Origin of the sequence: Tenacibaculum sp. MAR_2009_124 (assembly GCF_900105455.1) — a bacterium.
In the GTDB taxonomy this organism is placed as follows: Bacteria; Bacteroidota; Bacteroidia; order Flavobacteriales; family Flavobacteriaceae; genus Polaribacter.
The window spans coordinates 1,502,189-1,527,315 of record NZ_FNSF01000001.1 but is presented as its reverse complement, the minus strand read 5'-3'; the positions used below and the strand labels follow the sequence as shown (position 1 = coordinate 1,527,315).

Annotated in this window: 29 protein-coding genes and 1 pseudogene; 18 read left to right on the top strand and 12 right to left on the bottom strand. The window is 30.0% G+C overall.

From position 1 onward, the window contains the following. Window positions 1-64: 64 nt before the first annotated feature. From BLW23_RS23155 to BLW23_RS05750, 3 genes are all read left to right on the top strand, one after another. Window positions 65-241 carry a hypothetical protein gene (locus BLW23_RS23155; RefSeq protein WP_176829759.1) on the top strand — a complete coding sequence of 59 codons (177 nt, stop codon included), beginning with the start codon at window positions 65-67 and terminating at the stop codon, window positions 239-241. Between the two features lie 181 nt (window positions 242-422). Next, the gene (locus tag BLW23_RS05755) at window positions 423-629 is read left to right on the top strand and encodes a cyclic nucleotide-binding domain-containing protein (protein WP_093668255.1); all 207 of its coding nucleotides are present in this window, start codon (window positions 423-425) and stop codon (window positions 627-629) included. Window positions 630-690: 61 nt separating this feature from the next. Then, window positions 691-1,068, top strand: coding sequence for a hypothetical protein (locus BLW23_RS05750; RefSeq protein WP_093668254.1), 378 nt, complete (start codon window positions 691-693; stop codon window positions 1,066-1,068). Window positions 1,069-1,187: 119 nt separating this feature from the next. Here the strand turns inward: BLW23_RS05750 and BLW23_RS23025 are convergent, their stop codons facing one another. Further along, window positions 1,188-1,352 carry a Lacal_2735 family protein gene (locus tag BLW23_RS23025; protein WP_143032116.1) on the bottom strand — a complete coding sequence of 55 codons (165 nt, stop codon included), beginning with the start codon at window positions 1,350-1,352 and terminating at the stop codon, window positions 1,188-1,190. 257 nt (window positions 1,353-1,609) lie between these two features. Here BLW23_RS23025 and BLW23_RS05745 point away from each other — a divergent pair. Beyond that, a pseudogene (locus BLW23_RS05745) lies at window positions 1,610-1,832 on the top strand (hypothetical protein). 89 nt (window positions 1,833-1,921) lie between these two features. On the opposite strand, the gene BLW23_RS05740 reads toward BLW23_RS05745, so the two are convergent. From BLW23_RS05740 to BLW23_RS05730, 3 genes are all read right to left on the bottom strand, one after another. Continuing rightward, window positions 1,922-2,893: a Gfo/Idh/MocA family protein gene (locus tag BLW23_RS05740; protein ID WP_093668253.1), complete on the bottom strand. Its 972-nt coding sequence runs from the start codon at window positions 2,891-2,893 to the stop codon at window positions 1,922-1,924. 83 nt (window positions 2,894-2,976) lie between these two features. Continuing rightward, on the bottom strand, window positions 2,977-3,606 hold the full coding sequence (locus tag BLW23_RS05735) for a dioxygenase family protein (RefSeq protein ID WP_255362741.1): 630 nt from the start codon (window positions 3,604-3,606) through the stop codon (window positions 2,977-2,979). Window positions 3,607-3,705: 99 nt separating this feature from the next. Next, window positions 3,706-4,527 (bottom strand): LytR/AlgR family response regulator transcription factor, encoded by an 822-nt coding sequence (locus BLW23_RS05730; RefSeq protein ID WP_093668252.1) that lies wholly within the window; start codon window positions 4,525-4,527, stop codon window positions 3,706-3,708. A gap of 247 nt (window positions 4,528-4,774) precedes the next feature. Between BLW23_RS05730 and BLW23_RS05725 the strand changes: the two genes are divergently transcribed. Both BLW23_RS05725 and BLW23_RS05720 read left to right on the top strand, forming a co-directional pair. Continuing rightward, window positions 4,775-6,637: a tetratricopeptide repeat protein gene (locus tag BLW23_RS05725; RefSeq protein WP_093668251.1), complete on the top strand. Its 1,863-nt coding sequence runs from the start codon at window positions 4,775-4,777 to the stop codon at window positions 6,635-6,637. 127 nt (window positions 6,638-6,764) lie between these two features. Continuing rightward, window positions 6,765-7,811: a hypothetical protein gene (locus BLW23_RS05720; protein ID WP_093668250.1), complete on the top strand. Its 1,047-nt coding sequence runs from the start codon at window positions 6,765-6,767 to the stop codon at window positions 7,809-7,811. 132 nt (window positions 7,812-7,943) lie between these two features. On the opposite strand, the gene BLW23_RS05715 is transcribed toward BLW23_RS05720, so the two are convergent. The 3 genes from BLW23_RS05715 to BLW23_RS05705 are packed head-to-tail and all read right to left on the bottom strand — an operon-like array spanning window position 7,944 to window position 9,848. Continuing rightward, window positions 7,944-8,537, bottom strand: coding sequence for a hypothetical protein (locus tag BLW23_RS05715; RefSeq protein ID WP_093668249.1), 594 nt, complete (start codon window positions 8,535-8,537; stop codon window positions 7,944-7,946). Beyond that, a complete protein-coding gene (locus tag BLW23_RS05710; RefSeq protein ID WP_093668248.1) occupies window positions 8,527-8,997 on the bottom strand; it encodes an RNA polymerase sigma factor in 471 nt (156 codons plus the stop codon). The genes BLW23_RS05715 and BLW23_RS05710 overlap by 11 nt, the downstream gene beginning before the upstream one ends. Continuing rightward, window positions 8,997-9,848, bottom strand: a complete 852-nt coding sequence (locus BLW23_RS05705) for an alpha/beta hydrolase (RefSeq protein ID WP_093668247.1) — start codon at window positions 9,846-9,848, stop codon at window positions 8,997-8,999. The genes BLW23_RS05710 and BLW23_RS05705 overlap by 1 nt, the downstream gene beginning before the upstream one ends. A gap of 216 nt (window positions 9,849-10,064) precedes the next feature. On the opposite strand from BLW23_RS05705, the gene BLW23_RS05700 reads away from it, so the two are divergent. Further along, a complete protein-coding gene (locus tag BLW23_RS05700) occupies window positions 10,065-11,171 on the top strand; it encodes an MBL fold metallo-hydrolase (RefSeq protein WP_176829758.1) in 1,107 nt (368 codons plus the stop codon). Between the two features lie 122 nt (window positions 11,172-11,293). Here BLW23_RS05700 and BLW23_RS05695 read toward each other — a convergent pair whose 3' ends face one another. After that, window positions 11,294-11,620, bottom strand: coding sequence for a hypothetical protein (locus tag BLW23_RS05695; protein ID WP_093668245.1), 327 nt, complete (start codon window positions 11,618-11,620; stop codon window positions 11,294-11,296). 217 nt (window positions 11,621-11,837) lie between these two features. Between BLW23_RS05695 and BLW23_RS05690 the strand changes: the two genes are divergently transcribed. The 6 genes from BLW23_RS05690 (at window position 11,838) to BLW23_RS05665 (ending at window position 15,966) form a co-directional block, all read left to right on the top strand. Then, the gene (locus tag BLW23_RS05690; RefSeq protein WP_093668244.1) at window positions 11,838-12,398 is read left to right on the top strand and encodes a helix-turn-helix domain-containing protein; all 561 of its coding nucleotides are present in this window, start codon (window positions 11,838-11,840) and stop codon (window positions 12,396-12,398) included. 360 nt (window positions 12,399-12,758) lie between these two features. Beyond that, a complete protein-coding gene (locus BLW23_RS23150; RefSeq protein ID WP_176829757.1) occupies window positions 12,759-12,935 on the top strand; it encodes a hypothetical protein in 177 nt (58 codons plus the stop codon). A 14-nt stretch (window positions 12,936-12,949) separates the two neighbouring features. Continuing rightward, a complete protein-coding gene (locus BLW23_RS05680) occupies window positions 12,950-14,029 on the top strand; it encodes a DUF1611 domain-containing protein (protein WP_093668242.1) in 1,080 nt (359 codons plus the stop codon). Next, entirely contained in the window at window positions 14,026-15,087 is a 1,062-nt protein-coding gene (locus BLW23_RS05675; RefSeq protein ID WP_093668241.1) for an alanine/ornithine racemase family PLP-dependent enzyme, read from the top strand. The genes BLW23_RS05680 and BLW23_RS05675 overlap by 4 nt, the downstream gene beginning before the upstream one ends. Further along, window positions 15,088-15,762 (top strand): M15 family metallopeptidase, encoded by a 675-nt coding sequence (locus BLW23_RS05670; protein WP_093668240.1) that lies wholly within the window; start codon window positions 15,088-15,090, stop codon window positions 15,760-15,762. It abuts the gene before it with no gap. A 51-nt stretch (window positions 15,763-15,813) separates the two neighbouring features. Next, window positions 15,814-15,966 carry a molybdopterin-binding domain-containing protein gene (locus tag BLW23_RS05665; RefSeq protein ID WP_218134031.1) on the top strand — a complete coding sequence of 51 codons (153 nt, stop codon included), beginning with the start codon at window positions 15,814-15,816 and terminating at the stop codon, window positions 15,964-15,966. Window positions 15,967-15,976: 10 nt separating this feature from the next. On the opposite strand, the gene BLW23_RS05660 is transcribed toward BLW23_RS05665, so the two are convergent. The 4 genes from BLW23_RS05660 to BLW23_RS05640 all read right to left on the bottom strand — a co-directional run bounded on the left by BLW23_RS05660 (window position 15,977) and on the right by BLW23_RS05640 (window position 18,254). Beyond that, window positions 15,977-16,261 carry a hypothetical protein gene (locus BLW23_RS05660; protein WP_143032115.1) on the bottom strand — a complete coding sequence of 95 codons (285 nt, stop codon included), beginning with the start codon at window positions 16,259-16,261 and terminating at the stop codon, window positions 15,977-15,979. 502 nt (window positions 16,262-16,763) lie between these two features. Continuing rightward, on the bottom strand, window positions 16,764-17,009 hold the full coding sequence (locus BLW23_RS05650; RefSeq protein ID WP_093668237.1) for a hypothetical protein: 246 nt from the start codon (window positions 17,007-17,009) through the stop codon (window positions 16,764-16,766). A 31-nt stretch (window positions 17,010-17,040) separates the two neighbouring features. Continuing rightward, complete coding sequence (locus BLW23_RS05645) at window positions 17,041-17,571, bottom strand: Crp/Fnr family transcriptional regulator (protein ID WP_093668236.1); 531 nt, start codon at window positions 17,569-17,571, stop codon at window positions 17,041-17,043. Window positions 17,572-17,705: 134 nt separating this feature from the next. Next, the gene (locus BLW23_RS05640; protein ID WP_093668235.1) at window positions 17,706-18,254 is read right to left on the bottom strand and encodes a hypothetical protein; all 549 of its coding nucleotides are present in this window, start codon (window positions 18,252-18,254) and stop codon (window positions 17,706-17,708) included. 226 nt (window positions 18,255-18,480) lie between these two features. Here BLW23_RS05640 and BLW23_RS05635 point away from each other — a divergent pair, with 226 nt between their 5' ends. From BLW23_RS05635 to BLW23_RS05615, 5 genes are all read left to right on the top strand, one after another. Next, window positions 18,481-18,786 (top strand): hypothetical protein, encoded by a 306-nt coding sequence (locus tag BLW23_RS05635; RefSeq protein WP_093668234.1) that lies wholly within the window; start codon window positions 18,481-18,483, stop codon window positions 18,784-18,786. Between the two features lie 181 nt (window positions 18,787-18,967). Next, window positions 18,968-19,657, top strand: a complete 690-nt coding sequence (locus BLW23_RS05630) for an ABC transporter ATP-binding protein (protein WP_093668233.1) — start codon at window positions 18,968-18,970, stop codon at window positions 19,655-19,657. A 30-nt stretch (window positions 19,658-19,687) separates the two neighbouring features. After that, window positions 19,688-22,174, top strand: a complete 2,487-nt coding sequence (locus BLW23_RS05625) for a TonB-dependent receptor (RefSeq protein ID WP_093668232.1) — start codon at window positions 19,688-19,690, stop codon at window positions 22,172-22,174. A gap of 5 nt (window positions 22,175-22,179) precedes the next feature. Further along, window positions 22,180-23,625 carry a DUF3526 domain-containing protein gene (locus tag BLW23_RS05620; RefSeq protein ID WP_093668231.1) on the top strand — a complete coding sequence of 482 codons (1,446 nt, stop codon included), beginning with the start codon at window positions 22,180-22,182 and terminating at the stop codon, window positions 23,623-23,625. A 1-nt stretch (window position 23,626) separates the two neighbouring features. Beyond that, window positions 23,627-24,970, top strand: a complete 1,344-nt coding sequence (locus tag BLW23_RS05615) for a DUF3526 domain-containing protein (protein ID WP_176829756.1) — start codon at window positions 23,627-23,629, stop codon at window positions 24,968-24,970. Window positions 24,971-25,127 lie beyond the last annotated feature (157 nt).

The following is a 25,127-nucleotide window of genomic DNA, read 5'->3' as shown; positions in this document are numbered from 1 at the left end:
ATATTTATGAAGAATACATAATATAAATTCACGTTTCTTGGTTATGGCGTTAAAGAAATAAAAAATGAAAAAATTAGAAAACTGTATTTTAAATCAAGTTTCTATAAAAAGAGATACAATAGATAACATTCTTTCAGTTTTTGAACCGATTGAAATTACAAAAGGAAATTTCTTTGTTGAAGCTGGAAAAGTTTGTAGGAAGATGGGATTTATAGAATCTGGTTACATGCGATATATATAATATCGTAGATGGGAAAGAAGTAACATTATGGATTGGTAATGATGGTAGTTTTATAACGTCTCTCTCAAGCTTTATTTTTAAAACAAGTAACAATTGGAATATACAGGCAATAACGGACTGCAAACTTTATGTAATTTGTCGAGAAGATCATTTTAAACTTGGTAAAACTGAACCTAAATGGTTGGAATTTGATAATATTTTATTAGCGAATTCTTATGCTATTTTAGAAAAGAAAATGTTTTCTCAATTGCATACTACGGCCAAACAGAGGTTTCATAGTTTACTTAAGGAAAAACCGAATCTTTTTAAAAATGTTCCGTTGCAATATATAGCTTCAATGTTAGGGATAACTCCAGAGTCATTAAGTAGATTAAGAAAAATGAATTAATTACCATTTGTCAAGAGAGATTAAAATTCATTTACTGAAATTTGAAATAAAACTTTATCAAATGAATGATTTACAAAAAGCATTAAAAATAAATGCATTATTCTCCTCTATGTCTGGTCTAATATTGATTTTATTAAGTCACCGAATTTCAAAAATATTTGGTTTTATTGATCATACAGCTTTCTGGATCATAGGAATCGTATTAATTTACTTTGCGTTAACCATTTGGTATGAAATAAAAAAGCAAAGAAGATTGGCTGTAGTATGGATCATAATTCAGGATTTTGTTTGGGTTTTAGCGAGTATAGTATTAATTATACTTAACCCATTTGCAATTACAAAAATTGGAATTACAAGTATTGTTATCATAGCCTTAATTGTTTTATATATGGGAATTAACCAAATCATAGGTCTGAATAAAACTACTGTAAAAACATAAGAGATTAATTTTTAATCAAGGTTGCCTATTTTTTTAAAAATCAATTTAGTGTTTATAATAACTAGTAGAGTTTTTCCTAATTTAGTTGTTGGCTGAACCGTGAAAATACAAAGAGTTTTTTAAGGCAAAGATTCTATTTCTTTAAGAATTTGATCCGCTTCATATACTTTTTCATCGCTTAATTTTCTATTAACTGTGGATAATTTATGAGCCTCTCCAAGCAGTTTTTCGTATTTCGCTTGTAATTGCTCTTTCTTCGATTTTTTTTTGAAAAATGAAAACATAATTTACTTTTTAATTTTTTTACAAAAATAAGCATTGTTCATAATAACATTTTATGTGTTTGACATTTTTAATTTCAATATTTTTTCATTCTATTGAATAATTTTCACTTTTTAAAGGAGAAATGAAAGTTTTGTTGTGATTTTCCGACCAATTTTCTATAAATACTAATTATAATATGATAGATAAATGTGATTTGCAATATTATGAAGAAATATAACGTTTAATTATATTTACACAACGTTAAACAATAATAGTTATGGATATACTTAACGAAGCCCTAGCTTTTGAACAAGCAAAAATGAAAAACATGTCTACTAGCGACAGAGTTGTTGCTTCAAGGGAAGCAAAAAGACTGATATTGGCGCTTAATGAAATTTACAAAAAAAACAAAAGACTCTAATTTGATGGATATTATGAAGAGGATAACAAGCAAAAAGAAGAGAATAGAGTCTAGGTTAAAAGGTAAGCCATTAGTATAAAGAATTTTCTTTTCTCGTAATAGTTTATAGTTAAAACTAAATGACTTTAAACAATAAGACTAACTCAAATAATGAGTTAGTCTTCTTTGTTAATATGATAATCCTATTTGGTCTTTTACTTTATCAATCACAGATATTAAGTCGAGGCTATTTTTTAGCGAGTGCTTACTACTTTCTGTGTTACCCGATAACAAACAATTATTAGCTTCCTCTATTTCATATAAATAACCATTTCCATGATAAGGAATATCTAAAACTTCTTGATTTCCATTAATAGAAATGGTGAGTTTATTAGCATGATGAAAACGCTGGTGTATCCTTATTGCCCCTTTACTACCATATATAAAAGCTTCGGTCGCCGTGTCAGATTCAATAGTTGAGTCTAAATTTGCTATTACTCCTTCACTATAATTAAATAGAATTGAACAAGAACTATCAACCTCGGTTTCTGTCATTGAAGCAATAGCTTTAATTTGATCGGGTATTCCAAGCAAAAGCAAACTTAAATAAATAGGGTAGATGCCAATATCGAGTAGAGAACCTCCACCTAATTTTTTGTCATAAAGCCTACTTTTTAAATTAAGGTCACCTTTAAACCCAAAATCGGCTCTTACAAATTCTATATCACCAATTTTTCCACTATTAATAATTTCAAGTAACTTTTCAGTTGCCGGGATAAATCGAGTCCATAATCCTTCCATTAAAAACAAGTTTCTGGATTGCGCTTCTTTAATCATTAATGTAACCTGACTGGAATCCATCCCCATTGGTTTTTCACATAAGACAGCTTTATTATTTAGCAAACAAAGCATAGTGTTATCAAAGTGAAATGGATGAGGTGTTGCAATATATACAATATCAATTTCTGGATCTTCCACTAATTCAGTATAATTATCGTAACTTTTATTTGCATTATAAGTTTTAGCAAACTCTTTGGCTTTCTCAAAACTTCTTGAAGCAACAGCATGTAAGTTCGCATTATTAGATAATAAAAGGTCATTTGCGAACTTATTGGCAATTTTTCCTAGGCCTAAAATTCCCCAATTAATTTTTTTATTCATTTTGTAATAGTAGATAGAGGTATTTAATTTTTCTCGAAAGATACTATAATTCTACTAAAACGATGATTTCTTAAACTCTCAAGTTATTTATAATTCGGAATATTCCTTCCTAAGATAATATCTCGTTTAATAGATAAAATACCATTGTTAATTGTTGGTTTTGTAATACCCGATCCACCTCTATTAGTAAGTTTTTCTTTTTTATTTGGCGTTAGTAATGGGTCATCTAAAAAGAAATAACTGTCGAGGTAATATTCGTTTATATGGGGCTCTTTTACAATTAAATGAATATGTTCGGGTTCGGATCTATTGGGATACGCAGCGGGTTTAAAGGTATAAAAAGTATAATTCCCATTCTTACCTGTCTTAATCCAACCTCTGTTGTAACCATGTATTTTACCCCAACCACTTTCCTTTTCTTTCTTTTCATAAATTCCATGCCTGTTGGTGTGATAAATGTAAAGAATAACATTTTCTGCGAAAGTTTCTCCATCTTTTTTAAAAACAGTTCCTGATATTTTTAATCTAGGGGTATTGTTATAAAAGCCAGGTAAAGTATCTACTGGTGATAATTTTTTATTTTCGTATTCGTGAATAGCTTCACACCCTTGACAGGCTCCACCAATTGTTTTTGATTGTTGTGCTCTACAAGAAATTGTAAGAATTGAAATAGCCAAACAGAAGAGTCGAGTTCGAATCATTTTAATATTCATAATTTGCTGATAATAAATTAGTATTATAGCGAATGTATGGTGGAGAAATTCTGATTTATAATTTAATAAGCTAAGACGATGATATTATATGCTAACCCGCTACTTTTTTCTAAAAGCTTTTTTGAACTCGCTAGAATAAGTTCTGCTTAGCCTTACAGTATTACCATTATTTAGTTTAATATCATAGTCTCCATTTAAACGAGATTTATAAGAAACTATCTTCGATAAGTTAAGAATAGTAGATTTATGGACTCTAAAAAAAACTTGCTTTTTTAATTTAAAAGATAAAGATTTTAAAGTTTCTGTGTGTAAATATCTTTTATTTTCTAAATGAATTAAAACATAGGGCGTAGAAGCAGTTATTTGAATAATATCTTGAACTTTAATTAGCGTATTTCTTTTTCCATTACTAACAACAATCGTTTTTACAATGGGATTATCCTCAGTATTATTGGCTCTATTCATTAAAGGGTACCAATATCGGTAACCAAGAACAAATAGAGTGTAAATAATAATCAGTTTATAAAAGTCATGGCCAAAACTATAGGACAAGAATTTATAAAAAGCGAAACGCCCATCATAAAATATTATAGAAATAATTAAAGAAACAACAGGTATAAGTATTAAGTGAAGCAAAACAGGAACAGCAATAAATAGAATTGTTTTACCATAACCAATGATAGCTTCTTTTTTTAAGAGATAATATAAAAACGAGACTATAGGAATGAATAAAAACCATATGGTTTTAAAAAGTAATGATTCACTGAAGTTGAAAGGGCGATTTTTTCTGTTTGAAATCAAGAAATCCTGAAAAATTGTCAAAGCTATTATAGAAACAAAGACCCCAAAAAGAATCAAAACAAGTTTATTTGTTTTGAATAATTCTAATGTTTTATTTCGATCCTTTAATAAAATATTCATTCTTTTAAATCTATAGCTTTACTTTAATTTCTGTTCAGGTATTTAAAGATAATAAATACTTACTCTTATTCTTGTTAATCTTTCAGTTAACTAGTTGTTTTTTCAACTCATTTTAAATGATTTCATGTAAACGGAATCGATTTGATATTTTCTGATTATTAATCAATAAGTTAAAAATTGATTTTAATATTTTTTTACTTTTGCCAGCCGAACCAAACAAACGAAGTATAGAAAAACTATTACTCTTATGACAAAAGTATTTCCCTTCTTGCTGCTGTTATTAGGTGTCATATTTCCTGGCATATCTCAGACAAAAATTGATTCTTTACAAGAAAAGCTTGTGAAAATTAATGAGGACGAATTAAGGTTAAAGGTTCTTGATACTTTAACCAAAGAAATGATCCGTTCAAATCACCCGGATCAAAGAATATATCTTGAAAGCTATGTTGATTTGGCAAAGGGATTAAAACACTTTGATTTAGCAGCTTCTAAAAGTAGATTTATAGCGCAGCTATATATATACAATGGGCAACCAGATTCGACTATTTATGTTGTCGAAGAAATGTTGAAGTATAAGCCTAAGTTTAAAAAGAAAAATTCAGAAGGACATTTATTATTAAAAAGGGGCGGAGCTTACTTCAATAAACAAATGCCGCAGGAGGCAGTTAAAGATTACGATCGATCGGCGGAATTATTCATGGAAAGTGGTGATTCAATTTATGTTGCGGATGCTCGTTTTTTTGCAGGGCATGCTTTTATGAATTTAAAAGAATTTTTAGAGGCTGTAAATCGTTTTGAAACGGCTTATAAACTTTATGATTTGCTTGGAGATAAAAGATATGCAAATTCTGCACTAACTGATTTAGCTGGTATTTATGAAATGAATGGATTTTATGACAAAGCAATTTACGAAAAGAAAAGAGTTTTAAAGGAGATTTTAAAAACAGATAACTTTTCATTGATTAGTTCGATTTACGCGCAAATTTCAGGAAACTATTACTTAAAGAAGGAATTAGATAAATCCAATAAGTATATTGATTCGTCGCTTTATTTTGCTGAACGCATTTCCAATAAGTTTAAGCAAGCACATGTAAGAACTTTCGCTCAAATTTATAGACTTAGATATTATTTGGAGATTGATGATTTGGTTAGTGCGACGAAACATTTAAAACTACTTGAGGATTGTAGAAAGCTAACAAACTCTCCAGAATTTTACGATTCTTATGTAATGCGTCATAAAGCCAATTATTATGGTAAGTTAGGAGATTATGTAAAAGCAGAAGCGCTTTTGAAGCAGTTATTAGCAAAGAAAGGACAAATTCACGATGTAAAGACATATATAGATGCTGAGAAACAAATTGCTGAGGTGTATGCTCAAAGGAAGAACTATTCGAAAGCCTATCTGTACTTATCGGATCATTTAAAAGCAAAGGACTCTTTGTACAATGAAAGAAAAACAAATGCTTTTTTGTTTTATCAATCTCAATTTGAAGCAGAACGAAAGGATTATGAAATTTCGAAAAAAGAACTAGCAATTCAATTATTAGAGAGGGATAAAGAGCTTTCAAAAAGTAAACGAAATATTTTATGGGTTGTATTGATTTCTATTTTATTTGTATCTGGAACAATATCTTATTATATCTGGAAAAATGGAAGACAAAAGAGAAGAGCTTTAACTAAAAAAATAGCAAGAAATAAAAAGGAGTTAGATGACTTTACGCAGTTATTGATTGAAAAGAGTTTGACGCAAGAATCTTTAACCAAAGAAATAGAAAAATTAAAAGAAGAGATTGGTGAACAAAACTCTATAGAAAAGCTTCAAGATTTGACTTCAGTTAAGATTTTAACGAATGATGATTGGTACAAGTTTAAAGAAAAATTTAAAAACGTTTACCCAAACTTTTTTATAGAAATAAAAAGAAAAGGATTCGATCTAACAAAATCTGAAGAGCGATTAGTTGCTATGGAAAAACTGTATTTAGATACAAAAGAAATAGCAAGTATGCTGGCAATTTCTCACGATAGTGTAACAAGAAGTAGATCTCGATTACGTAAAAAAATCAATGCACCTAAAGGACATTCAATTTTAGAATTTTTAGAAGCTTCTTAAAGAAGGTTTTTTAAGTGTTTGTTTATCAGTACTCTGTGTTTTTGTCCGTTTTTTGTCCGACATAAATCGCCTTTATTTTAATGGTATTTTAGTTTTTTTGACCCGTAATTCATAAAACTAAAAGTTGATGAAAACTAAACTATTCTTACTTGTTATTTTAGCATATAATTATGTTTTATATGCACAAGTAACATACATTCCTAATAATAATTTCGAGGCTTACTTCGGAGGTATTGGAATGACGAATAGTGATGTTTATAATATCTTTAATAACAATACTAAACTTGAAACGCTGTCTTGTTGTGACATGTCACTAACAAGAATAGATATCTCCCCCCTTTTACACTTAGATTGGCTAGACTGCGTCAATAACGTAAAGGTTAACTTAGATTCAGCTACTAATGTAAAGTTGGATTGTACAAAAGTTGATCCATACGAATTGACCAGTCTAGATTTAAGTAAAGAAGTGAAACTAGTCGATCGACATATGAGTAATTCTATAAAAAGTTCAGACTTTAATAGAAGTTTCTTCTCATCGAATCGGGATATTGATATTACTAGGCTTTTTCGAAACACAAAACTAATTGACATATATACATATGAAAATCAAATAGCTGAATTAGAGATAACTAAGAATTTGTTTTTTGAAAGTTCTGAAAATCAAGAAGAAGAATTAGAAGCGCTCTATCAAATAACAGGAAATAGTAGTTCAAATACAGAACTAAGTACAACAGACAACCCGAACTTGAAATTTATTTCTGTTGATGATCCAGAAGTAAGTTATTTGACAAATTATGAAGATGACGTTTATATATATTTAGCATTAGTTGATGCATCCGAGGAAATTGTTTTCCAGAATAATGAAATTGATGATTTGACTGGAATGGAGGATTTTACAGAAGCATGGTATTTACCATGTAATGATACAAATCTTTCGAGTGTTGATTTAAGTAATAAAGAACTAACTACTCAAAGCTCTAGCAATGATAGATTATCAGATTTAAATTTTTCTGATAGTGGGTTGCTAGAGAAATTTTATGTCAACAACAATTTCCTTGGTGCAATAGACATAATTAATCTCTTTAGTTTAAAGATTTTAAATTTTTATAACATTCAGTTATCTGAATTCGATTTAGAGAAAGGGAGATTGGAATTATTAAGCTTTGGCAAATAGGAATTGAGAGGTAAGGATAAATTTTAAAACACATAAAAAATAATTATTTAGGGGATCTGATTAAGTAGGGGTACTTATTTAGACAAAAGTCAGCTATAACAGCTGACTTTTTGCTTTATTACTATTAGTAAGTTAATCCGCTAAATCAAGATTAACTTTCTCGTATTGATCAATAATAATATCAAGTTTTTGTTGTTCTTTTTTCGCAATTTTAGGCCTAAGGTAAAACCAATTAAAAGCTACCCATATTATCGTGAGTGTACTGCAAACAATACCTAACCAAAGAGTCATTTTTACTATGTATTCGTACATATATAATGCAAGGCCTAACGATAGTAGGATATAGTAAATACCCATGATTTTGGTTTGAAGTTCTTTTTGTTGTTTTTTAATTCGAATCAAGTTTTGTAGATATTCTTTATTTTTTTCGAAATCGTTTAGCTTTTTATACATAGTGAATAGCTTATTATAATATAGCACAAAGAAAATCATAGAAAGTATCGTGAGGATCATTCCGATTTTAGATGTGATTAATTTCGGGTTATAGAAATACCAGATACCAACAATAAATAAAATGGTTAGTGTAAATAGGGCATTGGTAGCTATTATTTTTAACCTATTTTTTCTACTCATCTTTTTGATTTTATTGGTCAATTCCTTTATATCTGGAGCTTCCGCCTTCTGCTGTTTCCAAATATTTTTTAAGTCAATATGATCAGTCGGCATTTTCTTTAAATTTTTGCGTTAACTTTTGTTTTATTCTATGAATCTTTACTCTCACATTTTGAGGTGTGATTCCAACGATTTCTGCAATTTGAGCTTGATTAATATCTTCTAATTCTAAAGAGATAATAATTCTTTCTATTTCTGATAAGCTCGAAATATATTGGTACAATTGTTTAATTTGACCTTCAATTGAAATCTCGTTATCTTCTTTTATATTTAAAGGTAGCTCAGATTTTTTAATGCGTTTATCTTTTTCTATTTGACGTAAACAATAATTGGTTGCTATTCTAAAAATCCATGTTCCTATATTCGATTCTTTTCTAAACGTAGGTAAATTTTTCCAAACGATAACAAAAATATCTTGTGTCAAATCTTGTGCTTTTGCATGATCATTGACGTATCCCATGCATACACGAAATATTTTCTGCCAATAAGAATTATATATATCTTCAAAAACCATTATTCGCTAAGTATGTTTTCCTTTAATTGGTTAAAATACCACTCTTTATCGTCATACATAATAAAATGCAACCCTTTATTGGCATATTCCAAATTAGCGGTTTTTAAATTTTTATATTGACTTCCTATCTGTGTTTTGAAATTTTTGAAATGCGATTGTAATAGAATATAAGAAGGACACTCAATGGATTTAATTTTATTTCTTAAATCAATATTTAAGAAATCACAATACATACTAGCGAAGGTTTTTTTATCTGAATCAAGACTCCATTGTACAATGGTATTTTGTTGATTTACATTGGTAGTCATTGTCTTTACGCTAGCTTTTTGCATTTGAGCGAATTGTTCATCAGACATAGCCATAATTTGGTTGATCATTGGAGAGCAGTTATTATTATCTTTTGAAGTAAAGGAAGGATTGGTTAGTGCCATTAAACAGGGCAAGGCATCAATAACAAGAATTTTCTTTACCAATTTCGGATGATCACTTGCAATATTTAAAGCCAAACCTCCTCCCATGCTATGGCCAATAATGATAGGGGAGTTAATTTTTTCTTTTTTGATAAATCTGGCAATTTCATTTGACCAAGTATTAAAAGAAGAGTTTTCTTTAGGTCTTACGCCAGCAAAACCTGCCATTGTTAAAGTATAACAAGTAAACTTCTCATCAAACTGAGAAACGGTTTCATTCCAAACATCGGCGGAACTAGCAAATCCTGGAATGAAAATAACAGTCTGTTTTCCATTTCCTGTTTTGTCAATTTTGAAGGAGTAGGATCTTTCTTGTCCGAAAGAAATGAAAGAAATTAGTAAGGTAACGATGAAAGCAAATAGATTTAGATAAGTTCTCATAATCTCGATTTTTATTAGTGTTAATTTGCCCTTTGGATACGAGAGTTATAAAAATGTTACAAACGAGTGGAATATTTTTTTACACTTTTGAAATTTTCTTGTTTATAATGAAAGTATAGATGCACTATAACTAGTAGTGTTGTAAGGAATATATTTTGCTTTTAGGCGATAATGTTTATATTTAAAGAACCAAAACTTAACATAAAAACTTTTACTATGTCTCTAGAAAAATCTACAAGTCTAGATAATAAACGCGTGCATTACTATCCAAATACTGAACCTTTAAATTTCGATGAAATGCGATTGATATCATTAGGAACAGGAATGCCAACATTACGAGAATCACAAGCCTCAACGTCTTTTTTATTGGAGTTACCATCTAAAACACAAGAAGAGCCTGAACGGTTTTTATTTGATTTTGGCACTGGAAGCATGGCTAAATATGCTGCACTTCAAATTCCATATGAAAATGTACGTAAGGCTTTTATAAGCCATTTGCATTCCGACCATTGGGGTGACTTATGGCCTTATTGGGTTGGAGGAGTTTCACAGGGACGAACATCTGGAATAGAGATATGGGGCCCTTCTGGAGAAACAAAAGAATGGGGAACTCATGAAGCAATTAAACATGCTTTAAAAGCAATGAAATGGGACGTTAAGACTCGTGAAGACTTTTTTATAGGGAAAACACCACCAGAGGGAAAACCCTTAAATAGTTGGTATGACCCCGAACATACAACAGTTGAAGAACACAATTATGATTTAGATTGTTTAAACGTTAGAGTTTATGAATTTAATCATTCAGAAGAAGTTACGGTTTACAAAGATGAAGCCAATGGTATTGTAATAAAGAGTTGGCCGGCATTTCATGCACTTCCAGGTGCTGTAAGTTTTAGTTTAGAATGGAATGATTTAAAATTTGTATTCTCTGGAGATACAGCTCCTTTAGAAGGTGATTTGGAGCGTTTCAAAGTTAATTTTTTAAATGCTGATATTCTTATTCATGAATGTTTTACACCAGCTATTACACATTTCGATTCGGACGGAGCAATATCTGAGGTTCAACATGAAATTCATGAATATCATACCTCTCCTGAAGATTATGGAAAGTTAATGTGTGAATATGATCCGAAACATGCCGTAGCTTATCATTTTTATAATGATTTTGATACAAGTTTGGATACATATAATCGTGTAAGAGAAAACTATAAGGGACGTTTAACGTTAGCGAAAGACTTGTTAGTTTGGAATATTACAAAAGACAGAACTATTGTACGAAATATAGCACATCATCCTGATTCGTGGGTAGGAGGTTTATTTTAGTAATATATGCAGTTTACAACTTAAATAATATAATTTTGGAAAACTAAGCAGTTCTAAATAAGGGAAGCTTACAAAGGAAGTTGAAATAACTTGCTATTTTAAAAAGAGTTAATATTAAGTTCTTATTTGGAATTAAAAAAAGGATTAAAATTATTCATAACTTCTTTTAATTTTTGAGAAAGTTCATACTCTTCGTTGAAAATTGATCTACTTAAAAGAATTTCTAATTCTTCTTGAGTAGCTTTTCTTATTAGGGATAAATTAGGTTCATAATATTTAGACTCTTCACCTAATTTTTCTGGATATCCATCTACCAATACGCAATGATATAAATATCTTCCTTTGGTATCAGGCTCAGTTCTTAAAATATTAAGAACTTGGAAATCTAAGTCTATAAAATTACTATGCGCTACTATATCGCCTAAAGTATATTTGTTATAAATCCACATAGTAATAATTTGTTTGAAAATTAATAATTCACAAAGATAGTACTTCTAATATTAAAATACACTTTACAGTTTTTTTTAGTTAAATGTTTAATAATCAAAGCTTCTAGTGTTTTAAGAATAGTTTTTAACTATCTTCTCAACTCTTTGATTTATTAGATGAAATATAAAGGTCTTGTTTTAGTTTTTAATAAATAAGATATGTTTTAAATAAAAAAAAATGAAGTTGTATATAAAATATATGGTAAGTATGCGTTGTAAAATGCAGGTAGAGGCGGAACTAAAAAAATTAGATTTAAATTATTTTGTAGTAGAGCTCGGAATGGTTGAAATTTTAGAGAACATCTCAGAAGAAAAACGTATTCAATTAAAAATAAAATTATCAAAGTGGGGATTAGAACTTTTGGATGATAAGAGGAGTATTTTAATAGAAAAGATAAAAGTCGTAATTATTAATATGATTCATCATTCTGAAGAAATTCCAAAAATTAATTATTCAGATTATATAAGCGATAAGTTAGGTTATGATTATACATACTTAGCAAATACTTTTTCTGAAGTTAAAGGGATAACTATACAGCATTATATAATTAATCATAAGGTAGAGAAAATAAAAGAATTGTTACTATATGATGAATTGAATATAAGTGAAATTGCGAATAAACTTCACTATAGTAGTGCGGCACACCTGTCGAATCAATTTAAAAAATCAACTGGACTTTCCCCTTCTTTTTATAAAAAAATGCAATTGAAACGAAAAGAGAATTTAGAAAACCTGTGATATATGTAATGATTAAATAAACTTATGTAATAAAGTTAGTATGGATTTTCTAGACCTTTGAGTAATACAATATTTTCAAGGAATTATTCAGTAAATATTTTAATATGAATGAAATCCCAAAAAACAGCAATTTAAGTAAAAGATCACTTGAAAGACTAACTATCTTTTATGAAACAAGAATTCAAAACTTAATATTAAAACATAAAAATAATCCAGATGTCCAAAGAGAAGCAAGCAAAACGAAAATCGGGGAAAACACCCCCTTCAAGAACTCTAAAAGAAAAAAAAGCAGCTAAAATTGAAAAAAGAAATTTAAAAATAGTCCCAGATAAGAGTTAAAATTATTTAAAAATACATAGAATGAAAAACAAATATAAAATAGGTGATATTGTTTTTGCAATAGCAAAACCGCATATATTATTAGAAATAAGAATATATGCACGAAAAATTTACTATTGTACAATTAAAAATGACCCATTGGGTAAAGAGCTAGTTTATTTTGAAAGAGAGTTAAAACCATATGAAGTAGTAGTTTAATATAAAGATAAAAAATGAAAGTTGAAGCATTAGTTTATTGTGAGAACGAATTTGGTAAGATAGATGGAAAAGTAGCTAATGGTTTAGTTCGTCAATCAAATAGATATAATATTGTTGGAATCATAGATAGTTCTAAAGCGGGTCAAGATGCGGGAGAATGTCTTGATGGTATAAGAAATCAAATTCCAATTTTTAAGAATATTGAAGATGCGTTAAATATGTTAAATAGAGTCCCTAGATACTTTATATATGGTATTGCACCAATAACTTCTTTTTTAGATGGTTCCCAAAAGGAAGTTATATTATCAGCTATTAAAAGAGGAATGAATATTGTTAATGGTTTACCTGAATTTTTAAATGATAATACCATATTTTCAAATATGGCAATTAAACATAGTGTTACTATTCAAGATGTAAGGAAGCCGCCAAGAAGAGAGAAACTTCATAGTTTCACAGGGGAAATAAAAAAAGTAAAGACTCCAGTTGTTATTGTTATGGGAACGGATTGCGCAGTTGGCAAACGAACGTCTGCCTTACTTTTGGTAGAAGCTTTAAGGAAAGAGGGAATTAAAGCGTCATTTATAACTACTGGACAAACAGGATTATTGCAAGGTTCAAAATATGGAATAGCGATTGATGTTTTAACATCAGGTTTTGCATCAGGTGAGGTAGAGAATGCTATTTTAAATGCATACAGAAAAGATAAACCAGATATTATTATTGTAGAAGGACAAGGGGCTCTGAGTCACCCAGCATTTACTTCGTCAAGTGCTATTATGCGAGGAGCAATGCCAGATGCAATCATTATTCAACACTCTCCAAGACGCAAAAGTTATTGTGATTTTCCAAAAACGCCAATGTTAGGATTAGAAGGTGAAATAGAAATGATAGAAGTGTTTTCTAAGACCGAAGTGATCGCTATTACTATTAATCATGAGCATATGACAGGTATTGAGGTTAAAAACGTTATTAAAGAATATGAATTAGAATATAGCCTTCCTACAACAGATACTTTAATGTATGGGTGTGATAAATTAGTGATTGCATTGACTAAAAAATTTCCAAACTTAAAAAAAGATCTAGCCTTGGTTTGAGAACTCCAAGGATAGATATTGATATTCGAAAAATTGCTTTTAACACTAAACAATTAAAAAAAATATATGGGGCTAAAGGAATTCAAATAATAGGTGTAACAAAACTTGTTCAAGGTAATCCTGTAATAGCATCTGTTTTAGTAGATAACGGTATTGAAATCCTCGCAGATTCTCGAATTGAAAATATAATAAGAATGATTAAAGGAGGAGTTCAAGCAGAATATTTATTGCTCAGAACACCATCTTTAAGCCAAGTAGAGGAAATTGTTACATATGCAAATATTAGTTTAAACTCTGAATTGAGTATTTTAAGAGAACTTTCAAAATACGCTTTAATACGTCGCATTACTCATAAAGTAATTCTTATGTTAGAGTTGGGGGATTTGCGAGAAGGAATTATGCCTTTAGATATAGATAGTACGGTAAAAGAAGTATTAGATTTAAAAGGGATTGATTTTATAGGGATAGGAAGTAATTTTGCTTGTTATGGAGGGATAAGCCCAGATATAGATAAGATGAATGAACTTTCATCAATAGCTATTCGTTTAGAAAAAAAATTTAAAATTACCTTAACAATAATTTCTGGTGGAAATTCTGCAAATTACAATTGGTTTAAATCTTCAAAGAGTATTGGTAGAATTAATAACTTACGTTTAGGAGAATCAATATTTTTGGGCCGTGAGTCACTTTGTAGAGAAAAAATCCCAACCCTTTTTACAGATGCGTTTACATTAGTAGCAGAAATAATAGAGACTAAAATTAAACCCTCTAAACCTTATGGAAAAGTGTATAAAAATGCTAATGGTCAAATAGAAAAATTTAAAGATATGGGATTAATAAATAGAGGTATCCTTGCCATTGGTAGGCAAGATGTTCCTGTTTTAGGAATTATACCTAGAGAGAATATATTAATTTTAGGGGCAAGTAGTGATCATATCGTTATAGATAACACTAAGTCAAATTTAAAAGTTGGAGATACAATAGAGTTTTCTTTGAGGTATATGGCATTGTTAAGAGCCCTAAACTCTTCATATATAACTAAAAACATAATCATTTAAATGGATGTAAAAACATATTGTGAAGCGGTGGAGGAAAAAGATAAAAGAAATAAAATTTTGACTCCTTCTATTTGGGTTAGAGACAACCATTCACCTTTGATAAGTTTAATGAAAACAAATTTTAATTTGATTTTTGAACCTTCAGTTTTTCCTAACTATACATATCTTGTTAGAGAAGATATTCTTGAAAAAATAGGAAGAATAAGTAAGAGATTAGATGCGTTAAATAAAATATTGATTATTCGTTCAGCATGGAGGTCTATTGATCACCAGAAATTATTATGGAATATAAATTTTGATTTTTTTCAGAAACAACACCCAGAAAAAACTATAGAAGAGGTTAAAGAGATTGTTAATTATTTTATTGCTTTTTCGAGAGAATCAATGCATGCTACAGGTGGTGCTGTGGACGCTTTAATTTATGACATTGATAATGATAATGTATTAGATTTTGGCACTAATAAAGGATTAAAAATTGAATTGTCAAAAATGTGTTATCCATACCACCCAGAAATTTACGAGGAGGCTAAAAAGAATAGAGCATTACTTATAGGTTTGTTTGAAAGTGAAGATTTTGTTTGTGATGTAAAAGAATATTGGCATTTTGATTATGGGAATGCCATTTGGGCTATTGAAAAAGAAAAAGAATATGCCAAGTTTGGGGCAATTACTTGAGTGGTTATTTCGGAGGATGTAAGCTGCGAATTTCCTGACAATACACTAATAGTGAATCTCCCTGGTAAGCCAAAATCAATTAGAGAATGTTTGGAAGTGGTTTTTCCTGCAATTCCTTACTGTATTGATTTAATTGAAGATCCATATATGGAAACAAATCCTGATGAAATGAAAGTATTTCGACCTGTTTCGGCTTTAAAATAGACTCATTTCATTATTTAAAATCAATTAAATCAGGTTCCAAGAATTTTGTTTTGGCTTCTTTTGATTCAAAGATATCATAACTATAATAAGTGTTTATGAGTTCTCTGAATTCTAGTTTTAATTGTGGGAATTCATTAATAAAATTTACGAAATTATTTGATTTAGCTTGTCGCATAAAATGGTTAACAATTCTTATAGAAATAATTGTTAAGGTGGTATGATACTTATCTCCTTTCCCGACGATTACATCAAAATTTAAAAGTTGTTTTTGAATATCTTGTTCAGCCCGTTTCACTCCGTCTTTTTTAATGTACAGCCAAGCTAATCGCAAATGAGCTTCGTGATTGAAAAATTCGGGTTTTAGAGTTCCTTCTGTAAATTGTTCAATAAATTCAAAATCTGAAAGTTGATAGTGACTTGATTTAGTTTTAATTTCATTTTAATATTGGTTAAGTAACGTTTAACTACTTTAAAAATATATACATCTTCAATAAATTCGCGAACTAATAGTGTACCTTTTTCATACAAGCCAGCATTGTATTCCAACCAAGTAATTTCAGTAGTATTTTTTATTTTTCCTTGGGTACAATAAATATCTATTCGTTGAATTTCAAAATCATCTCATGTAATAAGATACTGAATGTGTCCTTTTTCAGGGTTATAACTTGTAACAGTAAGCATCATATCAAGATCAGCATACTTTGAAAATAGAACTTGTTCTTTTAACAGTCCTTTTTCCCCTTTTTTTAATTCTATTGTATTCCAACTTTGAATAAAGCAAGTTACGTCCTTGTGGTTCAAACTAGAGGGAATACATTGTTAACTGGATAAGCAATTGTGTCTTTATAAACTGCTTTAAATGCAACTGTTGGAAAAGTTTCTATAGTTTCAGAAGCAATACTTTCAATATTCCCTTGTTTAAATGTAGATGATAGACGATTATGTGTTGAAGAATGAGAACTGTGCCCTTTCCCATTGCGGTGCTGTCCATTACAACCTATAACCAACGGCATTACTAATGTAAGTGTTAAAATATTTTTCATACAGCAAAGTAACGATGCAGTATTTTTAATCTCATTTACATTTGTTGATAAATTGCTTTCGTGCTCGACTTAATTGAGTGGGGGTAATGCCAAGATAATTTGCTATATAATAATGTGGAATTCTATTGAGTAAACTAGGATATTCTTTGAGAAAGAGTGCGTATTTTTCAACTGAGTTAAGGTTGAGTAAAGAAACTAATCTAGCTTGTAGTTGATGGTTAAGTTTTTGAAATTGTTTGGTAATAATTTCTGTAATTTCCCTATCCTTGTTAACGTTATTCATGACTTGTGAATAGTTGGCAACGGAAATTTTACAATCTTCTAAGGCTTGAACGGACATTGTTGTGTTGGTATTTGGAATGTAACTACCAATAACCATATCATGTTCTTGATAGAAATGGGTTGTAACTTCGTTTCCATCATGGTCATAAACGAAACCGCGCATAATTCCTTTTTCGATCATTCCAATCTCAAGACAAGGTTTCTCTACTTGAAGAAAAAGGTTGCCTTTTTTTATGTGATCTATTCTATGAATAGATTGACTTATAGTTTCTTTATTCATTTGTACCCGCTATCGATAATCGTAATTTACAAATAAAATGTATAATGCTTTGAAATTGAAAAGAAGACTTTAAGTTAATCTTTGAGACAGTGTCTATATTTTAGATATTTAAATAATCGACTGGTTTTATTCAATTAACTTTTTGTAAATAAACCTTTTATAAGATTTATTAATTTATTCACTATAAAACATATAATTAGTAATACGGTACCAACCAAAATAGGTAGTATTCCTCCAAATGTATAAAGCATTCCAATTACGAAGCCCAATAGATATTCAGTAAAATGAACAGGTTTTAAAAGGGCAATAAAAACAGGTAGAAGAATATAGTATTGCAGAATATCAGCTTGACCAAATTCCCAAAGTAATGATGCTATACTTCCAAAAAGTAATGCAAATAAAAAATTTCTGAGAATTTTGGAGTCAAAATAGTTAATATTTATTGCTTCAGATTTGATTAACTTATTTCTACGTTTATCAATAAAATATGCACTTATCAAACCTAATAAAGGAATCGTTAACAATCCCCACCAATTAGAAATACCAGGTAGGTCTTCTCGAGCCAGAAGATGATGGGTAATTACTCCACCTTTAAAATACTCAATTAGAATAAATGTAAGTGTTAACAGAAATAGGCATATAGCTACGAAGGTTCTATTGTTTAATATTGGTTTTGCAGACATTGGTATAGTTAATTTTAATGATTTTAATTTTTAGAAAGACGATTGTCTTATAGTTTTGTTACGTAATGCAAGTCAGTTCAACCCGAAAATTATTTTTGAATTCAAAATACGATTCTTACTTCAAGTTGAGCTAAAATTAATTTAGTCTTTTAAAATTAAATTACACTATATTTGCTTCTTATATGATGATTTTCAGGGGGTGAAAAAGTTTCAAAATATAATAAGTATGACTTTAGCATGTGTTATTTTAATGATGCATCTGCTGGTCTTGTTTCATTCTTTTGATCATGAGTTGAGTCATTCCTCCAAAGGAAAAGCAAAAAATATTTGTGAAGCTAGTATTTCAGATATAAGTGAAGAGTGCTTCATTTGTGATGTATACTTAGACCTGAGCATAGCGAACGCTGAAACAATATCACTTACTTTTATTCCTCTTCAATTTATTTCGAACAATATTCTTAAAGAAGAAGACCAATTCATTCCAGTTTCACTTTATTTCAAACAATCTAGGTCTCCACCTAGTTCTTTTTAGTATACATATGATGATTTGTCTTATGGTAGTTATTGCTTTAAAATAATTACAATATCTAGTAGTTTTCGCGATAGCGTCGTATCTACTATATAAAGGCAAGTATTACTAACGATAGCATATGTGACTTTTAATTCTTACACGTAAGAATTTGTCAACTATTTAATTCACTAAAATTATAAACATGTTACAAGCAAAGAAGCTTAGTAAATACTATAATGGTATACTAGCGCTTAATGATCTTAGTTTCTCTGTAGCTCCGGGTGAAATATTTTGCCTATTAGGGCAAAACGGTGCAGGAAAAACTACAACAATTAATATTTTTCTAGGTTTATTAGAACCCTCTTCTGGGGAGGCATATATTGATGACGTTCTAATTACGAATACATCCAACAGAAGTTCTATAGCCTATATTCCGGAAATCGTTCAGTTGTATGGGAATCTCACAGGGCTTGAGAATCTAGATTTCTTTAGCCGCTTGGCTGGATTTAAATATTCAAAAGAAAAATTGCATGCTCATTTAGAACAAGTGAATTTAAAAGAAGAAGTATATGAAAAAAGGCTATCGACGTATTCAAAAGGAATGCGTCAGAAGGTTGGAATAGCCATTGCTTTGGCAAAAAATGCTTCTTACATATTAATGGATGAGCCAACCTCAGGATTAGACCCGAAGGCTTCTATGGAATTTGCAAAGACATGCAAGGAATTATCAGCAAAAGGTGTTGGGGTTTTAATGGCTACTCACGACATTTTTAACGCTGCAAACATAGGAGCAAGAATAGGCATTATGAAAGAAGGGGCTATTGTTCATATTGCTGAAACAAAGAATATTTCCGCTCAAGAATTACAAGAACTTTATGTAAAGACAATTTAACAACTAAAAAATCGAATTAAACAATAAACAATGGGACACACTAAAAACGTACTGGCAATAATACTTTTTGCAGTTCAAATAAGCTTTGCACAATCTAAAATATCAGGGAGAGTTTTAGATCATAGTAATAACCCCATATTTGGGGCAAATGTTCTCCTAACTAATTCACAAAAAACTAAAGGAGTTTCTACCCACTCAGATGGGGTTTTTAGTATTCAGGTTAATGAGAAAGGGAAATATTTAATGAATATATCGTTTGTTGGTTATCAAAATGTAACGAAAACAATTCAAACATTGAAAGGTCAGGACTTAGATGTTGGAACAATTGTATTGAAGGAGTCTGAAGAATTCTTACAAACGGTTGAAGTTTTAGGAAGAAAGCGAAAAGATTATAATAGTGATTATTCCTTTTCAGCAACTAAAACTGCTTTTAAGAATAAAGAGTTGCCACAGTCAGTAGCTTCGGTAACAAAAGAATATATAGAAGATGATCAGGCATTTAGGCTGACTGAAGCAGTTAAACGAGTTAGTAATGTAACCGTTACAGGATTATATAACCATTATAATATTCGAGGTATTACGCAGGCGGATGATGGACAAATATTAAATGGAATGAGAACACGTCAATATTACTTCTTACAACCTATAACATCTCATTTAGAGCGTGTTGAAGTGATTAAAGGACCGTCGTCTGTAACTTTCTCAAGTGCAGACCCTGGAGGAACTGTAAATATGGTGACAAAAAAACCTTTAGCTGAAGAGTACAGCCAACTATCATTATCTACAGGTAGTTTTGGTACTATTAGAGCTGCAGCCGATTTTACAGGGCCATTAAACGAAAATAAAACATTGTTATATAGATTTAATGCTGCGTTTCAAGAAGCAAATTCTTTCAGGGATTTGGTGAAAAATAATACATTTTTGATTACACCATCGATTAGTTATTTACCCAATAATAAAACGGCATTAAACGTAGAATTAATTTATAGTAATGGTGTTGGAAATTTAGATAGAGGGCAGCCAATTTTTGGTAGAATAAATGGAGAGTTTGACTTAAATAGTACTCCGATATCACTTAATGTAGGGGCTTCAAATGACTTTTTTAAATCTAAGGAAGTTATAATAATGACCAATTTTACAAGAAAAATTACGGATAATATTGGGTTTAATGCTTCTTATATGAAGCAAACTTGGGAAGAAGATTTAGCAGAACATAGAACGGAAAATAGGGCCGCCGTAAATATTAATGGTGATGCAATACCAACTTTGGCGACAATGAGATATGTAGAAAGAGAGCAGTTTTGGGATACTGATAATTTCAGTGCCTTTATGAATTTTGATTTTAAAGGGAAAAGCACTACCAATAAATTATTAATAGGATACGATGGAACACGCTGGGAAAGAACAATTGGTGGTGGTCAAAATACAGCAAGAAGATATTTGAAAATAGATGGTTCTGTGGGAAATTTTGACCCTACCAACGCTGGAGATTTTCAAACAATACAAATGAATGGGGTAATAATGCCAAAACCTAATGTACCTCATTTTGATTTAGAAAATCCATCAAACAATATAAGAGTTACAAAAGATTATACTATTTCGGAGTTTGGAATTCCAGCAAATTTAACAACATCAAATGGTATTTATGTTCAAAATCAGTTTAAAATAGGAAAATTTTCGGCCTTAATTAATTTAAGATACGAATGGTTTAAAGATATTTTTGATTATAAGGGAGATGAACAGGAATTTACAAATGAGGCTTTTATACCTAGAATAGGATTAACATATGAAATTTCGAAGAATATAAGCGCTTATGCAACGTATTTAGAAGGTTTTCAACCTCAAACCAATACAGTATCATTATCTCCAGCGGCCGAAGGGTTTTTCTGGTCTGCTTCTCCAGGAAGGTTTGATCCTTTGAAGAGTAACTTAAAGGAAATAGGAGCTAAAGGAGAGTTTTTTAATGGTAGAGCTTTTTTTAACTTTTCAATTTTTGATATTACTCAAAAGAATATTTTACTTGGAGATACCTACGATTTAGAGAATCTTGTCGCTCGAGGGGAACAAAGAAGTAGAGGTTTTGAAACCGATTTTTCAGGTTATTTAGCTCCAAATTTTCAAGTTATGGCTTCTTATGCTTTTAATGATGCTGAAATAACAGAAGACGATAATCCTGATTTGTTAGGAAAACGTATAGGAGGAGCTCCAAAGCATAGTGCAAATTTTTGGGGTAGATATGATTTTACTAATGAAACTTTAAAAGGAGCAGGAATTGGACTGGGTGCGCAATACAGTGGAGATAAATATTCTTGGTATGGCGATCGCTTATTATTACCTGAGTATACCGTTTTTGATGCGGCTGTTTATTATAAACCAGCATTGAATGAAAACATTCAGTTAACTTTAAAAGTAAACAATGTATTTAATAAAAAGTATTGGTTAGGGGCTTTAAATTCTTCCAGATTGGCACCAGGAGCTCCACGAAATATTTTAATGAATGTAACGTATAAATTTTAACTTATATGAAGATACAAGTAGTTATGTTAATAGCAAAACAGTTTTTCAAAAAGACCTTTAATACTAAAGGTCTTTTAGCACTGTTTTTGGTATTTATTTCAGCGCTAATGTATGTTACTTTTAATGGATGGAATGCATTTGAAAACAAGCATCATTCTATCGAAAACCATCAAGATAAAGCAAGAAAAAGCTGGGAAGAAAATCCTGACAAACACCCACATAGAATGGCTCACTTTGGTACATTTGCTTTTCGTGTACAGCATCCATTGAGTATATTTGATTCGGGAATTGAAAGCTATACAGGCAATTCGATATTCCTGGAGGCTCATAGGCAAAATACAGCAAACTTTTCTGAGGCCAGTTTATCTTCTGGATTAATTCGTTTTGGTGATTTAAACATTGCTATGCTATTACAGCTTATACTACCTTTAATCATTTTCTTTATTGGGTATTCAGCCATTAGCTCAGAAAAAGAAAATGGTACTCTCAAAATATTCTATTCGCAGGGACTAAATATGAAAGAAATTCTTTTAGGTAAATCTTTAGGGCTTTTTTTTGTTTCGGGGTTATTTTTTATTCCTGGTCTTTTGGCTTTATGGTCGATTGCTTTTATAGATTTTGAAGGGGTTCATAGTTCTTTAATGAAGAGAGTTGTCTTAATCAGTATTTTTTACATAGTTTTTTATTTGATATTAACTTTTGTTACAGTGTTAATTTCGGGAATAAGTACTAACTCTAATAGAGCCTTATTAAGTTTGTTAGGAGGGTGGCTACTTTTTTTTATTATTATTCCTAAGACAGCACAGGTCGTTGGAAATTCGTTATACCCGAATCTTTCTAAAATTGAATTTAGAGCTGCGGTAGAAGAGGAAGTTTCGAAGCGAGGAGATAGTCATAATCCTAATGATCCTTATTTTATAAACTTGAAAGATTCTATTCTAGTTGCTAATGATGTAAAAGATGTTAACGACTTACCTTTTAATTATGGCGGATTCATTATGAGTAAAGGAGAAGAGCAAACTGCAATTATTTATAATATAATGCACAAAAAGCTAATAAATTCGTATAGAAATCAAAACAGTGTCCCGAATATTTTAGTAGTTCTTAATCCGTATTTAGCCATTAAAAACTTGTCTATGGGATTATCAGGAACTGATTTTAATACGTACGTAAGTTTTCTAAATCAAACAGAGAACTATAGATATAAACAGTCACAATACATGAATGAATTACAAATGAAATTTATAAGTAACAAAGCAAAAAGCAGTGAAGGTAAAGTTCATGTTGTAGATAAAGAGTACTGGAAGTCAGCTCCAAAGTTTGATTATCGTTTTATTTCTATATCAAACACAATAAATAATCAAATATTAGGGATTATGGCATTATGTTTTTGGTGTTTATTAATCTTTTTTTCTATTGTTAAATTTTCTAACCGATTTAAAATTATATAAAGTGTACACATTATTAATCAAGCAATTTTTTAGATCAAAAACGGTGTTTTTAGTGTTGGGAATTTCAATTTTTTTGGGTACGTTAAGTATCGGTACTGGAAAACAATTTTTAAATCAGAAACAGATTGCAATAGAAAAAACTATAGAACAACAAGAGAAACATTTAATTACACAAGTTGATCTTCATAAAGATGATATTGGTTTGTTGTTATATTATTTAAAGTTTTCATTTATTAACTCTTTAAAACCAATAGCAGGATTAGCCATTGGGCAAAGTGATGTTAATTCACATATTCAGAATGTAAGTATATTAAATTTAGAAGGCCAAAAATACGATACGGACTTAGTCAATCCAATGCGTTTACAAGTTGGAAATTTAGATTTTAGTTTTTTAATGATTTGCCTGTTTCCCTTAATTGTAATAGCCTTAAATTTTAATTTACTGTCTGAGGAAGAAGAAAAAGGAACATGGAAAATGGTAAGAATTCAGGAACGATCTTTATTTAAGTACTTGCTATTAAAATTATCTATTCGCTTTTTATTTGTTTCTCTAATATTGATATTCTTAATTTTAGCTTCAAAAGTATTCTTAAGAATATCCGTTGATTTGGATTTCTGGTATATTACTATTATTAGTTTTACATATATAATATTCTGGTTTTTAGTAAGTTTTTTTGTTGTTTTATTAAGAAAATCATCCAATACTAATGCCATCGTTCTGTTAACTCTATGGTTAGTTTTAGTGGTTCTTCTGCCAGTAATGACAAATAACTATATCACGAATAAATATCCAGTGAAAGAGGCGTTTACAATGATAATAAAACAACGTGATGGGTATCATAAAAAATGGGACACCGATAAAAGAGCAACCATGGAAAAGTTTTATAATCATTATCCACAGTTCAAAAAATATGGTGTTAAAGAGAATGGATTTTCATGGTTATGGTATTACGCGATGCAGCAAATGGGTGATGATGAATCAATATTAGAAAGAGGACTACTGAATGATAAAATTAAAAAGAGAGAAGATCTAGGGAAAAGTATAGCGAGGTTTTTCCCGCCATTACAGGTACAATTAACGATGAACTCAATTGCGAAGACTAGTTTAGCAGATCAGATGAATTTTTTAAAGGCTACATCGAGCTTTCATGAAAGATTACGATTAGATTTTTATCCAAAAGTTTTCGATAATGTTAAGGTAAGCGATGTAGATTGGAAAAGTTATAAACCTGAGTATTTTAATAATGCCCAGAGAGAAAATGTATTCAATTCAATACTACCGATACTATTTATAATGCTAATTTTAAGCGGGGCATGCATTTTTATAGGAGTTCAGAAAATATAAGGCTAAACCACTATGTAAATAAATTTTCGTATTGATCCCGAAGGTTTTATGCTTAGTGGTTTTCTGTTTTGATGATGAATTCAAAAAGTATATTTTATAATCAGCATTATGTTTGTTTTTTACATCTGTAAAAAGAAAGTGTAAGTTTACTTCCCAA

Bases quoted from the DNA above. Each gene is read 5' to 3' on its own strand.
- BLW23_RS05635 (WP_093668234.1), top strand. From the start codon at position 18,481: ATGACTTTAGCATGTGTTATTTTAATGATGCATCTGCTGGTCTTGTTT.
- BLW23_RS23025 (WP_143032116.1), bottom strand. From the start codon at position 1,352: ATGTTTTCATTTTTCAAAAAAAAATCGAAGAAAGAGCAATTACAAGCG.
- BLW23_RS05715 (WP_093668249.1), bottom strand. From the start codon at position 8,537: ATGCCGACTGATCATATTGACTTAAAAAATATTTGGAAACAGCAGAAG.
- BLW23_RS05730 (WP_093668252.1), bottom strand. From the start codon at position 4,527: ATGAATATTTTATTAAAGGATCGAAATAAAACATTAGAATTATTCAAA.
- BLW23_RS05740 (WP_093668253.1), bottom strand. From the start codon at position 2,893: ATGAATAAAAAAATTAATTGGGGAATTTTAGGCCTAGGAAAAATTGCC.
- BLW23_RS05735 (WP_255362741.1), bottom strand. From the start codon at position 3,606: ATGAATATTAAAATGATTCGAACTCGACTCTTCTGTTTGGCTATTTCA.
- BLW23_RS05680 (WP_093668242.1), top strand. From the start codon at position 12,950: ATGAAAGTTGAAGCATTAGTTTATTGTGAGAACGAATTTGGTAAGATA.
- BLW23_RS05710 (WP_093668248.1), bottom strand. From the start codon at position 8,997: ATGGTTTTTGAAGATATATATAATTCTTATTGGCAGAAAATATTTCGT.
- BLW23_RS23155 (WP_176829759.1), top strand. From the start codon at position 65: ATGAAAAAATTAGAAAACTGTATTTTAAATCAAGTTTCTATAAAAAGA.
- BLW23_RS05700 (WP_176829758.1), top strand. From the start codon at position 10,065: ATGTCTCTAGAAAAATCTACAAGTCTAGATAATAAACGCGTGCATTAC.
- BLW23_RS23150 (WP_176829757.1), top strand. From the start codon at position 12,759: ATGAAAAACAAATATAAAATAGGTGATATTGTTTTTGCAATAGCAAAA.
- BLW23_RS05620 (WP_093668231.1), top strand. From the start codon at position 22,180: ATGAAGATACAAGTAGTTATGTTAATAGCAAAACAGTTTTTCAAAAAG.
- BLW23_RS05670 (WP_093668240.1), top strand. From the start codon at position 15,088: ATGGATGTAAAAACATATTGTGAAGCGGTGGAGGAAAAAGATAAAAGA.
- BLW23_RS05630 (WP_093668233.1), top strand. From the start codon at position 18,968: ATGTTACAAGCAAAGAAGCTTAGTAAATACTATAATGGTATACTAGCG.
- BLW23_RS05650 (WP_093668237.1), bottom strand. From the start codon at position 17,009: ATGAAAAATATTTTAACACTTACATTAGTAATGCCGTTGGTTATAGGT.
- BLW23_RS05720 (WP_093668250.1), top strand. From the start codon at position 6,765: ATGAAAACTAAACTATTCTTACTTGTTATTTTAGCATATAATTATGTT.
- BLW23_RS05640 (WP_093668235.1), bottom strand. From the start codon at position 18,254: ATGTCTGCAAAACCAATATTAAACAATAGAACCTTCGTAGCTATATGC.
- BLW23_RS05690 (WP_093668244.1), top strand. From the start codon at position 11,838: ATGAAGTTGTATATAAAATATATGGTAAGTATGCGTTGTAAAATGCAG.
- BLW23_RS05645 (WP_093668236.1), bottom strand. From the start codon at position 17,571: ATGAATAAAGAAACTATAAGTCAATCTATTCATAGAATAGATCACATA.
- BLW23_RS05725 (WP_093668251.1), top strand. From the start codon at position 4,775: ATGACAAAAGTATTTCCCTTCTTGCTGCTGTTATTAGGTGTCATATTT.
- BLW23_RS05750 (WP_093668254.1), top strand. From the start codon at position 691: ATGAATGATTTACAAAAAGCATTAAAAATAAATGCATTATTCTCCTCT.
- BLW23_RS05625 (WP_093668232.1), top strand. From the start codon at position 19,688: ATGGGACACACTAAAAACGTACTGGCAATAATACTTTTTGCAGTTCAA.
- BLW23_RS05705 (WP_093668247.1), bottom strand. From the start codon at position 9,848: ATGAGAACTTATCTAAATCTATTTGCTTTCATCGTTACCTTACTAATT.
- BLW23_RS05695 (WP_093668245.1), bottom strand. From the start codon at position 11,620: ATGTGGATTTATAACAAATATACTTTAGGCGATATAGTAGCGCATAGT.